We start from the raw sequence: 12,950 nt of genomic DNA on the forward strand, positions 1-12,950 counted from the left end.
CGCTCAACCTACTGCGCGAGATCCTCTCGCGCTCGGCTGCGACCCGGATGCACCCTCTCCGCGCGGCTCGTCGGCGCGGCGTGCGACGAAGACGAACTCCCGGCCGGGGCGGTCGGGCGCGTCCCGCACGTCGAGCACCCGGTAGCCGGCGGCGGTCAGGCTCGCCTCGACCTCGTCCCGGTCGCGGAACCGCAGCGTCGAGTCCGACGTGAGGACGGCGCCGTCGGCCGGGAACCGGTACGTGAACCGGAAGGACACGAACGGCAGGTCCACAGCGGTGACCTCGAGACGTCGTTCCACCGGCCCGACGCCCGGCACGTCCCGGGTCACCGGCGCGGTGTCCGCCGCCCACTCCTCCCACGCGCGGCGCTCGGGACGGCGGGTCTCGAACACGAGGTGCCCGCCGGGCCGCAGCGCCGCGTGGACGCCCCGCAGGGTGCGCGCCCAGTCGTCGTCGGCGCAGAATACCTGCGCCACGTTGCCGGTCATCACGGCCAGGTCGGCGCGCAGCGGTGGCAGCGTCGTGGCGTCGCCGTGCACCCAGCGCACGCGGCCTTCGCGGTCCTTCGACCGGGCGACGGCGAGGGACGCCCCGGCCGGGTCGACGCCCACGACGGTACGACCGCGGCGAGCGAGCAGGAGGGCCAGGTTCCCGGTGCCGCAGCCGAGGTCGAGCACCACGCGCGCGTCCAGCTCGTCGGCGATCGCGAGGTACGCGTCCAGGTCGTCCCGGTCGCCGTCGAACGCGTCGTAGACCGGCGCGAGCCGAGGATGGGCGAAGATCGCATCCGGCATCCGGGGACTGTATCCGCCGCCGACCGCGACCGGGCGGGCTGTTAAGAAGGGGCCCTTCCTCTACCGGAGGCGTTAAGAAGGGGCCCTTCCTCACAACCCCACGGAGCGGTACACCTCGATCGTCTGCTCGGCGATCGCCTGCCAGGAGAAGTGCTCCACCGCGCGCCGCCGCCCCGCCGCCCCGAACGCCGCGATCCGGTCCGGGTCGGCCAGCAGATCGTTGATCCGCGCGGCCAGGTCGGCGACGAAACGCTCCGGGTCCAGCGGCGTGCCGGAGCCGTCACCGGCCTGCTCGATCGGCACCAGCAGCCCGGTCTCGCCGTCGGCCACCACCTCCGGGATGCCGCCCGTGGCGGTCGCCACCACTGCGGTCTCGCAGGCCATCGCCTCCAGGTTGACGATGCCCATCGGCTCGTAGACGGACGGGCAGGCGAAGACCGTGGCGTGGGTGAGCACCTGGATCACCTCGTGCTTGGGCAGCATCGCCGCCACCCAGACCACCCCGGACCGGGTCGCCCGCAGCTCCGCCACGAGCCCCTCCACCTCGGCGGCGATCTCCGGGGTGTCCGGCGCGCCGGCCAGCAGCACGAGCTGAGTGTCGGCGGGCAGCTCCCGGGCCGCGCGCAGCAGGTACGGCAGGCCCTTCTGCCGGGTGATCCGCCCGACGTAGACCACGCTGGGCCTCGCCGGGTCGATGCCGAGCCGGTCGAGCACGTCGGTGCCCGGGTCCGGGGCGTACTGCGCGGTGTCGATGCCGTTGTAGACCACGCGTACCCGGTCGGGGTTCACCGCCGGGTACGCGGTGAGCACGTCGCGCCGCATGCCCGCGCTCACCGCGATGATCGCGTCGGCCGCCTCGAACGCGGTCCGCTCGCACCAGGAGGAGAGCGCGTACCCGCCGCCGAGCTGCTCGGCCTTCCACGGGCGCAGCGGCTCCAGGCTGTGCGCGGTCACCACGTGCGGCACCCCGTGCAGCAGCTTCGCGGTGTGCCCGGCCAGGTTGGCGTACCAGGTGTGGCTGTGCACCACGTCGGTGCCGGCCGTCCCGGCGGCCATCTCCAGGTCGACGCCCATGACGCGCAGCGCGGCGTTCGCGCCGGCGAGCGCGGCCGGCTCGGCGTACGCGGTGACGCCCTGCTCGTCGCGGGGCGCGCCGAAGCAGTGCACCCGCACGTCGGCGAGCCGGCGCAGCTCGCGGGCGAGGTATTCCACGTGCACCCCGGCGCCGCCGTAGACCTCCGGCGGGTACTCGCGGGTGAGCAGGTCGACGCGCATCGGTGCCATGCCCGCACCCTAGTGCAGAGCCGGGTGTCCCACGCGGTGCGCAAGTGTGGGCGTCCGAGTGGTGAAGTCGGTTCCGGGTCGTTAGCGTCTGAGCATGGCTGCCAAGGTGCTCGCGATCGTCCTGGCCGGCGGGGAGGGCAAGCGCCTGATGCCCCTGACCACCGACCGGGCGAAGCCCGCCGTCCCCTTCGGCGGGATGTACCGCATGGTCGACTTCGTCCTGTCCAACCTGGCGAACGCCGGCTTCCTCAAGATCGTCGTGCTGACCCAGTACAAGTCCCACTCGCTGGACCGCCACATCACCAAGACCTGGCGGATGTCGACGCTGCTCGGCAACTACGTCACGCCGGTGCCCGCGCAGCAGCGCCGCGGCCCGTGGTGGTTCGCCGGCTCGGCCGACGCGATCTACCAGAGCTTCAACCTGATCAACGACGAGCAGCCCGACTACGTGATCGTCTTCGGTGCCGACCACATCTACCGGATGGACCCCCGGCAGATGGTCGACGACCACATCGCCTCCGGCGCCGGGGTCACGGTGGCCGGCATCCGGCAGCCGCTGTCGACGGCCGACCAGTTCGGCGTGATCGAGGTCGGCGAGGACGGCAAGCGCATCCGCGCGTTCCGGGAGAAGCCCACCGACGCGGTAGGGCTGCCCGACGCGCCGGACGAGATCTACGCCTCGATGGGCAACTACGTGTTCACCACCAAGGCGCTGTGCGAGGCGGTGGAGCGCGACGCGGCGGACAAGACCAGCAAGCACGACATGGGCGGCAGCATCATCCCGATGCTCGTCGAGCGCGGCGAGGCCAACGTCTACGACTTCAAGGACAACGAGGTGCCCGGCAGCACCGACCGCGACCGCGGCTACTGGCGGGACGTGGGGACGCTCGACTCGTTCTACGACGCGCACATGGACCTGATCAACGTGCACCCGGTGTTCAACCTCTACAACTTCGACTGGCCCATCTACACCGAGCAGCCGCCGTACCCGCCGGCCAAGTTCGTGCACGCCTGGGGCGAGCGCGTGGGCCGCGCGGTCAGCTCGATGGTGTCGCCCGGCTCGGTGATCTCCGGCTCGCTGGTGGAGAACTCGATCGTGGCGCCGAAGGTGAAGGTCCACTCGTGGGCGCACGTCGACGGCGCCGTGCTGATGGAGGGCGTCCAGATCGGCCGCCACGCGGTCGTCCGGCGCGCGATCCTGGACAAGAACGTCCACGTCCCGGAGGGCGCCGAGATCGGCGTCGACCTGGAGAAGGACCGCCAGCGCTACACCGTGTCCGACAACGGCATCGTCGTCATCGGCAAGGGCCAGCGCGTCGAGCCCTGAGCATTCCCGCCGCATCCCCGAGGAGGATCCCGCAGTGGCCCACCCCCGTGCCGGCCAGCCCGCACAGCCCGACGACCTGGTCGACGTGCCCCGGCTGGTCACCGCCTACTACGCCGAGCACCCGGACCCGGCCGACCCGGCGCAGCAGGTCTCCTTCGGCACCTCCGGGCACCGCGGATCCAGCCTGCGCAACGCCTTCAACTCCGACCACATCCTCGCCGTCACCCAGGCGCTCTGCGACTACCGGCGCGAGCAGGGCCTTTCCGGGCCGCTGTTCCTCGGCCGGGACACCCACGCGCTCTCCGCGCCCGCCGAGGCCGACGCGCTGGAGGTGCTCGCCGCCAACGACGTGACGGTGCTGCGCGACAGCCGCGACGGTTACACCCCGACGCCCGCGGTCTCGCACGCCATCCTCACCCACAACCGGGGGCGCACCAGCGGCCTCGCCGACGGCATCGTGATCACCCCGTCGCACAACCCGCCGTCCGACGGCGGGTTCAAGTACAACCCCACCCACGGCGGGCCCGCCGACACCGACGCCACCAAGTGGATCCAGGACCGCGCGAACGCCATCCTCGCCGCCGGGCTCAAGGAGGTGAAACGCATCCCGTACGCGCGGGCGCGCGCCGCCGCGACCACCGGCGAGTACGACTTCCTCGCCCGGTACATCGACGACCTGCCCGCCGCGCTGGACATCGACGCGATCCGCGACGCCGGGGTGCGCATCGGCGCGGACCCGATGGGCGGGGCGAGCGTGGCGTACTGGGGCGAGATCGCCGAACGACACCGCCTCGACCTCACCGTGATCAACCCGCTCGTGGACCCGACCTGGCGGTTCATGACGCTCGACGGCGACGGCAAGATCCGGATGGACTGCTCGTCGCCGAATGCGATGGCCTCACTGATCGCCGCCCGGGACGACTACGCGGTCTCCACCGGCAACGACGCCGACGCCGACCGGCACGGCATCGTCACGCCCGACGGCGGCCTGATGAACCCCAACCACTACCTGGCCGTGGCGATCGGCCACCTGTTCCGTACCCGGGAGCAGTGGGGCCCGGCCGCGGCGGTGGGCAAGACGCTCGTCTCCTCCTCGATGATCGACCGGGTCGCGGCCGACCTCGGCCGTCCGCTGCTGGAGGTGCCGGTCGGGTTCAAGTGGTTCGTGCCCGGCCTGCTCGACGGCACCGTCGGCTTCGGCGGCGAGGAGAGCGCCGGCGCGTCCTTCCTGCGCCGCGACGGCGGCACCTGGACCACCGACAAGGACGGCATCCTGCTCTGCCTGCTCGCCGCCGAGATCATCGCCACCACCGGCCGTACGCCCAGCGAGCACTGGGCCGAGCTGGCCGACCGCTTCGGCGCGCCCGCGTACGCCCGGATCGACGCCCCGGCCGACCGGACGCAGAAGGCCGTCCTGGCGAAGCTGTCGCCGGAGCAGGTCACCGCCACCGAGCTGGCCGGTGAGCCGATCACCGCGATCCTCACCACCGCACCCGGCAACGGCGCCGCGATCGGCGGCCTCAAGGTGACCACCGGGTCGGGCTGGTTCGCCGCCCGCCCGTCCGGCACCGAGGACGTCTACAAGATCTACGCCGAGTCGTTCCAGGGGCCGGAGCATCTGGCCCGGATCCAGGAGGAGGCCAAGGCGCTGGTCGACGGCGTGCTCGCCACCGCGTGAACCGGCTCAGCGGGGCGGGGGTAGCTCCCGGCGGCTGAGCTGCTCCCGCAACCCGTCCGGCAACAGCTCCCGCAACTGGTCGGGCAGCAGCGGCAGGTCCAGCAGGCTCAGCTTGAGCTGGTTGCGCTCCTGGTAGCGGCGCGGGTCGAGGCGGACCACCCGGCCGGCGTCCTTGACGTACCGGATGTGCACCGAACCCTCCGTCGCCGCCTGCCGGATCAGAAGCCCGTCCATCTCCACCGCGACCGGCGCCGAGTCCGCGCGCAGCTCCAGGTGCACCGTCTCGTGCGCGGAGAGCAGCACCGAGCGGGAGATCCCGGCCATCGGTGCGGACGGCGTCACCACCATCGCCTCCGTGGCCGGTGAGATCAGCGGCCCGCCGGCGGCATAGCTGTACGCGGTCGAACCGGTCGGCGTGCTCACCACCAGCGCGTCGCATCGGTAGTAGCCGTACCGCTGGCCGTCCACCGCGAGGGTGGCCGTGACGAAGCCGGCGCCGGGCTGCCGGACCAGGGCGATGTCGTTGAACGCCACCACGTCGTCGCCGCAGACGTCGCAGGCCAGGCAGGCGTGCGACTCGACGGTGAAGTCGTGCTCCACCAGCCGCTCCAGCGCCCGGGGCAGGTCCGGCGGCTCCACCTCGACCAGGAAGCCGACCCGGCCCAGGTGCACGCCGAGCACAGGCTTCGGGTCGCGGACGGCCATCCGCAGCGCGCCGAGCATGGTGCCGTCACCACCGATGCTGATCAGCGCGGCGCAGCGGTCGGCCAGCTCGTCCGCGGCGACCGCCTCGACCGAGGCGGGTACGCGCGCCCGGTCCTCGGCGCGTACCGCCAGGGTGATCCGGTGCCGGGCGGCCCAGTCCGCGATGGTCCCGACCACCTCGGAGACGTCCCGGGTGGGGTGCAGCACCAGCCCCAGCACATCGCCCGCCACCGCTACAGCTCACCACAGCGGCGTGCCGCCCGCCGGGCTTACCAGGAGCCGTGAAGCCGGGACAGTGCCCCGAACAGGTGATTTCCGTACCCCCGTGCCGGTCCGGCTCGTTGGACGCGAGGTAGGGCGGGGGGACGAGTGGAGAGTCGATGCATGTCGTGATCATGGCGGGCGGCGCGGGCGTGCGGCTGCGTCCATACACCTCCACGCTGCCCAAGCCGCTCGTGCCCATCGGTGAGAGCTACGCGATCCTCGAGATCGTCCTGCGGCAGCTCGCCGACCGCGGCTTCACCCACGTCACACTGGCGATCAATCACCTGGGCGCCCTGATCCGGGCGTTCGTCGGCGACGGCTCCCGGTTCGGGCTGACCGTCGACTACGTCGAGGAGGACCGGCCGCTGTCGACGATCGGCCCGCTCTTCGGCATCCGGGACCGCCTGCCCGAGCACTTCCTGGTGATGAACGGCGACGTGCTCACCGACCTCGACTACGCCGACCTGCTGGGCACCCACGCGCGCTCGGGCGCGCCGCTGACGGTGGCCACCTACCGGCGTACCGTCAAGATCGATTTCGGTGTCCTGGAACTGGCCGGCGACAAGATCACGTCGTTCTCCGAGAAGCCGGTCCTGCACTATCGGGTGAGCATGGGCGTCTACGGGCTCTCCCGCAGCACCATCGCCCACTACCAGGTGGGGCAGCCGTTCGGGTTCGACCAACTGGTGCTGGACCTGCTGGGCCGGGGCGCACCACCGGCCGGCTACGAGTTCGACGGCTACTGGCTGGACATCGGCCGCCCCGAGGACTACGACGAGGCCAATCGGTGCTTCGGCGAGCTCCGGGACCTGCTGCTGCCCGCCGGCACCCCGGCCGGGGCATGATGCGTGTCCTCCTCTTCGGCGCCTCCGGCTTCATCGGCGCTCACGTACGCCGGGAACTGAACGCCACGGCGGACCTGGTGTGCCCGTCACGCGATGAGTGCGACCTGGTCGCCGCGACGCCGGAGGCGCTGCGGGCGTTGCTCGGCACGCTCCGGCCGGACGCTGTGGTCAGTTGCGCCGGAGCGGTGAGCGGCTCGGCCGAGGATCTGATCCGGGCGAACACGCTGACAACCGCCAAGCTCGTGGACGCGGTCGCCGACACCGTGCCCGGCGCGCGGCTGGTCCGTCTCGGCTCCGCCGCCGAGTACGGTCCGGTCCCGTCCGGCGCCCCGGCTGCCGAGGACCGTCCCGTGACGCCGGTCAGCGCCTACGGCGTGAGCCAGGCGGCGGCGACCCGGCTCATGGAGCTGGCGGCAGCGGCCGGCCGGGTGGACGCGGTAGCGCTCCGTGTGTTCAACCCCGTCGGTCCCGGCATGCCCCGCACGACACTGCTCGGCCGGGTGGCCGCCCTGCTGTCCCACCTCACGGCCGGCGAGGACCTGCGTACCGGCCCGCTGGACGCGTACCGGGACTTCGTTGACGTGCGGGACGTGGCCGCCGTAGTCAGGCGGGCGGTGACTGTCACCGCGCCGCGGGCACGTGTCCTCAACGTGGGGAGCGGCCGGGCGGTGCCGGTACGCGATGCGGTCCAGCTGCTGGTGTCGGTGTCCGGCCGCTCGGTCCGCATCCGGGAGGACCGCCCACCGTCTCCCCGCTCCGGCGACGTGAGCTGGACATGCGCCGACGTCGGCCGGGCGGCCTCGGTCCTGGGGTGGGCCCCCGAACACGACCTGTCCGACTCGGTCGGTGCGCTGTGGAGCCAGACGGCTTTAGCGGCGACACCGGCTCGTTGACCCGACCGGTGCCGGGCCTGCCCGGACCGGTGAAGAGGAGGAGCGAACCATGACGGCAGACTCGACCGGCGGCCCGGTGGTGGTGACCGGAGCCGGTGGCTTCATCGGATCCCACCTGGTCGAGGCGCTCGCCGCCGCAGGCCACCGGGTACGTGCCCTGGTGCGCTACAACGGCGCCGGGTCGCACGGCTGGCTGGACACGTTCGGCCCGGACCAACTGGCCGCCGTCGAGGTCGTCGCGGGCGACATCCGCGACCGGGGAATGGTGCAGCGGCTCGTCGACGGCGCCTCCACCGTCTACCACCTCGCCGCGCTGGGCGGCATCCCGTACTCGTACCTCGCTCCCCAGTCCTACGTGGACACGAACATCACCGGCACGCTCAACGTGCTGGAGAGCGCGCGGACGGCCGGAGTGGGCCGGGTGGTGGTCACATCCACGAGCGAGGTGTACGGGACCGCCACCACCGTCCCGATGACCGAGCAGCACCGGTTGCGCGGTCAGTCGCCGTACTCGGCCTCGAAGATCGGCGCGGACAAGCTGGCCGAGAGCTACCACCTCAGTTTCGGCCTTCCGGTGGTCACGCTCCGCCCGTTCAACACGTACGGCCCCCGCCAGTCCACCAGGGCGGTCATCCCCACCATCATCAGCCAGCTGGCGAAGGGTGGCGGGGTGGTCCGGCTCGGCGCGCTGCGTACCACCCGCGACCTGCTCTACGTGACGGACACCGTCGCGGCCTTCCAAGCCGTGGGCACGGCGCCGGACGACGCGGTCGTGGGCGGCGTGTTCCAGGCAGCGACCGGCCGGGAGACCTCGGTCGGTGACCTGGTCCGCAAGATCGCTGCGATGTTCGGCGTCCAGCCGGAGGTGGTGGTCACCGAGTCCCGGCTCCGTCCCGCGGAGTCCGAGGTGGAACGCCTGCTCGGCGACGCCGGCCTGCTCCGGTCGCGGACCGGATGGCAGCCGGCCACCAGCATCGACGAGGGTCTGAAGGCGACGGTCGAGTGGTTCCTCGATCCGGCCAACCTTGTGCGCTACCGCTCCGATCGGGCGGTGTGACGGTTTTGCCGCACGCTTGTGGGCGGCCCTTCGTCGCCCACTTCTCCACCTCGCCGGCCGGACGGCCGGTGCCGCAGGAGGCTTGAACGTGATGGTGATGCAGGACAGCCGCCGGTCGTCGGCGATCGGCACGGTCCGCGGCCCCGGCAGCCCCGGTGGGCTCGTCGGGGTGGAGACGCCGGCGTGGCGCACGAATGGTCTCGTCTCGGCGGTGCTGCGCGCCACCGCCGTGGTGCTGCTGCTCAACTTCGACCAGTTCCCGCGTCTGGTCGGCCGCGGGTTCCTGATCGCCGCAGTGGTGCTCGTGGTGCCGCTGCTCCTGCACGAGATCCTCCGTCCGGCCTCGCGTGCCCGGACCGTGATCTTCTGGACCCTCGTGGTCTTCGGCGTCCTCGCGGCGCCGGGGATCCTGCACCCCCCTGAGACGGACTACGGCCGGCAGAAGTTCCTGCTGCTCGTCACGTTGACCGTGTTCGCCACGCTGGCGGTGGCGGTGCTGCGCGGGCGACGCGATGTCGAGATGTTCGCCGCCGTGTTCGTGTTGTCGGGGGTGGTGCTCGCGATCGCCACACTCAACGGCGATCCGCAGGACGGCCGGGCCGACGGCTTCGGCTCCAACCCGATCTGGCTGGCCCGGGCCATCGGCGGCGCGTTCGTCGCGCTCACCTGGCTCTACCTGCAGAAGCGGGTGGCGGCCTGGTGGGCGGCGGGCCTGGCCGTGCTCCTCGGCCTCGGTCTCCTGGCGACCGGCTCCCGGGGACCGCTCCTGGCCACCGTGGTAGCCCTCTTCGTCCTGGTGCTGGCCGGGTTCCGTCTGAAGATCCGGCGGGGTCGGCGCGAGTGGGTCGGTGTGGGTCTGATGGGCGCTCTGGTGGCCGCCGTCGTCGCGCTGCCGTCGATCCTGCCGCCCCGGGTCTACGCGCTCCTGACCGACCCGAGCGAGGAGCTGTTCGACACCGCCCGCGCGGAGATGCGCGAGGTCAGCGTGCCGATGATCGCCGAGCATCCCGGTGGTGTCGGCTACGGCAACTGGGGCGACTACTCCGGCATGTTGATCCACAACTATCCGCACAACCTGTGGCTGGAACTGCCGGCCGAGGCGGGCTGGCTGGTGGGCGGAGCCTTCATCCTGGCCACGGTGGTCGTGGCGGCGGGGCTCTGGCGCGCGTCCAGACGCGACCCGGTCGCCGGGTTCGTGCTGGCCGTACTGGCGTTCAACGTGGTCGCGGTGTCGACCTCTGGAGACGTGAACGCCGGCCGTCCGCTCTTCGCCGCGCTGGCGCTCGGTGTGCTCGTGCTGGCCGGCGCGACGCTGCCCGCCGGCGTATGGGCCCGCGCCAGGCGAGTCCGTACGCCGTCCGGCCGGGGGGTCGCTGGGTGAGGTGGCGGGCGCGGCTAGCCATGTCCAGCGGCCGACGCGGAGTACTCGGCATCGCCGCCGGATCGGCCGGCGGTCAACTGCTGGCGCTGGCGGCGGTTCCGCTGCTGACGAGGCTCTACCGCCCAGCCGACTTCGGCGTCCTCGCAGTGGTCGCCGCGCTCGTGGTCACGGTGGGCACGGTGGCCGCGCTCCGGTTCGAGATGGCCGTTCCGCTGCCCGAGCGCGAGGAGGACGCCCGTGCGCTGGTGCGGCTCGGTCTCGTCGCGGCCGCCGGCACGGCGGTACTGGGTTCGCTCGTCGTCGTGCTGGCGGGGGACCGGGTGGCCCGCTGGTTCGGTCAGCCCGAGCTGGCCCACTGGCTCTGGGTGGTGCCGCCCTCCGCCGCCGCGATGGGTGTCGTCCTCGTGCTCAACCAGTTCGCGGTGCGGCATCGGCGTTACGGGGCGATCGGCCGGCGCAACCTCTTCCAGTCTCTGTCGGTGGTGGTCACCCAGATCGTGGCCGGTGGGGCAGGGCTTCGTCCCGGTGGCCTGGCGCTCGGCTTCGGGTTCGGTCAGGTCGCGGCCGCCGCGGTCCTGCTCCGGGACGCCCGCCGGCCCGGCGCGGCCGCCGGGGCCGGCCGGCGGACGTCACGGCTGCCGGCGGTGGCACGTCGGTACCGGCGCTTCCCGTTTCTCCTGGCCCCGTCCGGTCTGCTCAACGTTCTCGGCACGCAGTTGCCGGTGCTACTCATCGCCTACTACTACGGCTCCACGGTGGCGGGCTGGTTGGGACTTACCCAGCGGGTGATCGCCATGCCCGCCGCCCTGGTGGCGTCCGCGGTGGCCCAGGTCTACCTGGGGGAGGTCGCCCGGATCGCCCGGGAACAACCCCGGCGCGGTCGGCGCGTGTTCCTCGACGCCAGCCGGAGACTGGCCCTGATCGCGGGTCCCGGCGCACTGCTCGTGCTGGTCGGCGCGCCGGCGGCCTTCAGCCTGGTCTTCGGTCCGCAGTGGCACAGCAGCGGCGCCTATGCCCAGGCCCTGGCCGTCTTCATGGCGGCTCAGCTCGTCGTCTCGCCGCTGTCGCAGACGCTCGTCGTGTTCGAACGCCAAGCTCTGCAACTCGCCTGGGACGCGGGCCGTGTCGCGGTGGTGGCGGGAGCCGTCTCGGTGGTGGCGCTCACGGGCGGGTCACCGCTGGCCGCGGTCTGGGTGTTCGGGGTGTCTGGCGCGCTGGCATACGGCGTCGGGTGGCTGATGTCGCTGCGGGTCGTGACGGCGGCCGGCCGGAACGCCGGCCGTGCTCGCCCCGCGCCGGAACTCGTGCCGCAGAGCTGAGGCATTCACGTTCTCCGTCACATCCTGTACGGAAAGAAATCGTTTATCCCTTCATGAGGAACGCTTATCCGGAGCTGGCACCGCGCCTGCTGATCGTCTCTTATCACTTCCCGCCGGCGGAGACAGTCGGCGCACGGCGGCCTGCGGCCCTCGCGGCGTTCGCGAAGCAGCAGGGGTGGGACGTCCGGGTGTTGACCGCAGTCGGGGCCGACCAGGGCGGCGCGCCCGTCCCGGTGCCCGAGGAGCACCTGATCCGGATCGCGCCGTCGCCGCGGCTCCGCCGGCCCGGCCGGAGTGCGGGAGAGCCGGTGCCGGACGGCGCCGCCCCACCGCCGTCCCGGCTCGGGCGGATCCGCTCCGGTGCCGATCGACTCCTGGTCAAGGCCGGCATGGAACTGTTGCTGCCGGATCCACAGCTCAACTGGATCCGGCCACCGGTACAGAACTTCGACCGGGGCGCCGCCGGATGGCGCCCGGACGTCATCCTGGTGTCCGGCCCGCCCTTCTCCGGATTCGTCGTGGCCGCCGCACTCGCCCGGCGGTTCCGGGTGCCATGGGTCGCTGACTACCGGGACCTGTGGTCCGTCGGCAACGAGTACTGGGTGCGCTCCGCACTGCGTCGAGCGGTCGACAAGAGGCTGGAGCGGCGCGTGCTGCGGAGCGTGGCGGCGTGCGTGACGGTCTCGGAGCCGCTGGCCGAGACGATCCACCGCACCTTCGGGGTGCAGACGCACGTGGTGATGAACGGCATCGACCGCCGGCCCGTACCGATGGAGTCCTTCGCGACCTCGGTCGGCGTCGAGGCGTCGGCTACCACACTGACGCTCGCACACACCGGCTACATCTATCCGGGAAAGCGTGATCCGAGCCCGCTGATCGACGCGATCGCCCTGCTCGGAGCGGACGCAGCGAAGGTGCACCTGATCTTCGCGGGGGAGGACCACGGCATCACCCGGGCCGCCGCGGAACGGGCCGGCGTGACCGACTCCGTCACCCTTCTCGGCCAGGTCTCGCCGGAGAAGTCGTGGCGGATCCAGGCGGACGCGGACGCGCTCGTCCTGCTCATGTGGAACGATCCGCGAGACGCCGGCACGGTGACCGGCAAGATCTTCGACTACCTCCAGGCCCGCCGCCCCGTCCTCCTGCTCGGCTACGAGCACGGCGTGGCCGCACGCCTGCTGCGCGAACGGAGCGCGGGGGTCGTGGCGAACGACCCGGCCGCGATCGTAGCCCGGTTGCGGGAGTGGCTCGCCGTGAAGGAACGCACCGGACGGGTGCCGGCAGTCCCGGCCGCTGCGCTCGACGGGCTGTTCCGCGAGGATCAGCTCGGCCGCTACCTCGACATCCTCCGGGACGCCGCGCGAGGGGGCGTCCGGCGTCCCGTCACCTGAACGGTCCCGAC

General features: G+C 72.3%; 11 protein-coding genes. 8 read left to right on the top strand and 3 right to left on the bottom strand.

What is annotated here, in order from left to right; genetic code table 11:
• Positions 1-3: 3 nt before the first annotated feature.
• Both ABD52_RS04465 and glgA read right to left on the bottom strand, forming a co-directional pair.
• On the bottom strand, positions 4-795 hold the full coding sequence (locus tag ABD52_RS04465) for a class I SAM-dependent methyltransferase (protein WP_235437338.1): 792 nt from the start codon (positions 793-795) through the stop codon (positions 4-6).
• Between the two features lie 90 nt (positions 796-885).
• A complete protein-coding gene (glgA, locus tag ABD52_RS04470) occupies positions 886-2,079 on the bottom strand; it encodes a glycogen synthase (RefSeq protein ID WP_047890864.1) in 1,194 nt (397 codons plus the stop codon).
• Positions 2,080-2,173: 94 nt separating this feature from the next.
• On the opposite strand from glgA, the gene glgC reads away from it, so the two are divergent.
• Both glgC and pgm read left to right on the top strand, forming a co-directional pair.
• Positions 2,174-3,406, top strand: a complete 1,233-nt coding sequence (glgC, locus tag ABD52_RS04475; protein ID WP_013285287.1) for a glucose-1-phosphate adenylyltransferase — start codon at positions 2,174-2,176, stop codon at positions 3,404-3,406.
• Positions 3,407-3,440: 34 nt separating this feature from the next.
• On the top strand, positions 3,441-5,084 hold the full coding sequence (pgm, locus tag ABD52_RS04480) for a phosphoglucomutase (alpha-D-glucose-1,6-bisphosphate-dependent) (RefSeq protein ID WP_047890865.1): 1,644 nt from the start codon (positions 3,441-3,443) through the stop codon (positions 5,082-5,084).
• 6 nt (positions 5,085-5,090) lie between these two features.
• On the opposite strand, the gene ABD52_RS04485 is transcribed toward pgm, so the two are convergent.
• A complete protein-coding gene (locus ABD52_RS04485; RefSeq protein WP_047890866.1) occupies positions 5,091-6,020 on the bottom strand; it encodes an NAD(+)/NADH kinase in 930 nt (309 codons plus the stop codon).
• Positions 6,021-6,169: 149 nt separating this feature from the next.
• Here ABD52_RS04485 and ABD52_RS04490 point away from each other — a divergent pair, with 149 nt between their 5' ends.
• The 6 genes from ABD52_RS04490 to ABD52_RS04515 all read left to right on the top strand — a co-directional run bounded on the left by ABD52_RS04490 (position 6,170) and on the right by ABD52_RS04515 (position 12,939).
• Positions 6,170-6,898 carry a sugar phosphate nucleotidyltransferase gene (locus ABD52_RS04490; RefSeq protein WP_047890867.1) on the top strand — a complete coding sequence of 243 codons (729 nt, stop codon included), beginning with the start codon at positions 6,170-6,172 and terminating at the stop codon, positions 6,896-6,898.
• Entirely contained in the window at positions 6,895-7,791 is an 897-nt protein-coding gene (locus ABD52_RS04495) for an NAD(P)-dependent oxidoreductase (RefSeq protein ID WP_047890868.1), read from the top strand. Before ABD52_RS04490 ends, ABD52_RS04495 begins: the two co-directional genes overlap by 4 nt.
• A 49-nt stretch (positions 7,792-7,840) precedes the next feature.
• Positions 7,841-8,848 (top strand): SDR family NAD(P)-dependent oxidoreductase, encoded by a 1,008-nt coding sequence (locus ABD52_RS04500; protein WP_047890869.1) that lies wholly within the window; start codon positions 7,841-7,843, stop codon positions 8,846-8,848.
• A 91-nt stretch (positions 8,849-8,939) separates the two neighbouring features.
• Entirely contained in the window at positions 8,940-10,229 is a 1,290-nt protein-coding gene (locus ABD52_RS04505) for an O-antigen ligase (RefSeq protein ID WP_047890870.1), read from the top strand.
• Positions 10,230-10,249: 20 nt separating this feature from the next.
• Positions 10,250-11,548 carry a lipopolysaccharide biosynthesis protein gene (locus tag ABD52_RS04510; protein ID WP_013474753.1) on the top strand — a complete coding sequence of 433 codons (1,299 nt, stop codon included), beginning with the start codon at positions 10,250-10,252 and terminating at the stop codon, positions 11,546-11,548.
• Between the two features lie 53 nt (positions 11,549-11,601).
• Positions 11,602-12,939 carry a glycosyltransferase gene (locus ABD52_RS04515; RefSeq protein ID WP_053065287.1) on the top strand — a complete coding sequence of 446 codons (1,338 nt, stop codon included), beginning with the start codon at positions 11,602-11,604 and terminating at the stop codon, positions 12,937-12,939.
• The last annotated feature ends 11 nt before the right edge of the window (positions 12,940-12,950 follow it).

Origin of the sequence: Micromonospora sp. RV43, assembly GCF_001029515.1 — a bacterium.
Taxonomy (GTDB): Bacteria; Actinomycetota; Actinomycetes; order Mycobacteriales; family Micromonosporaceae; genus Micromonospora; species Micromonospora aurantiaca.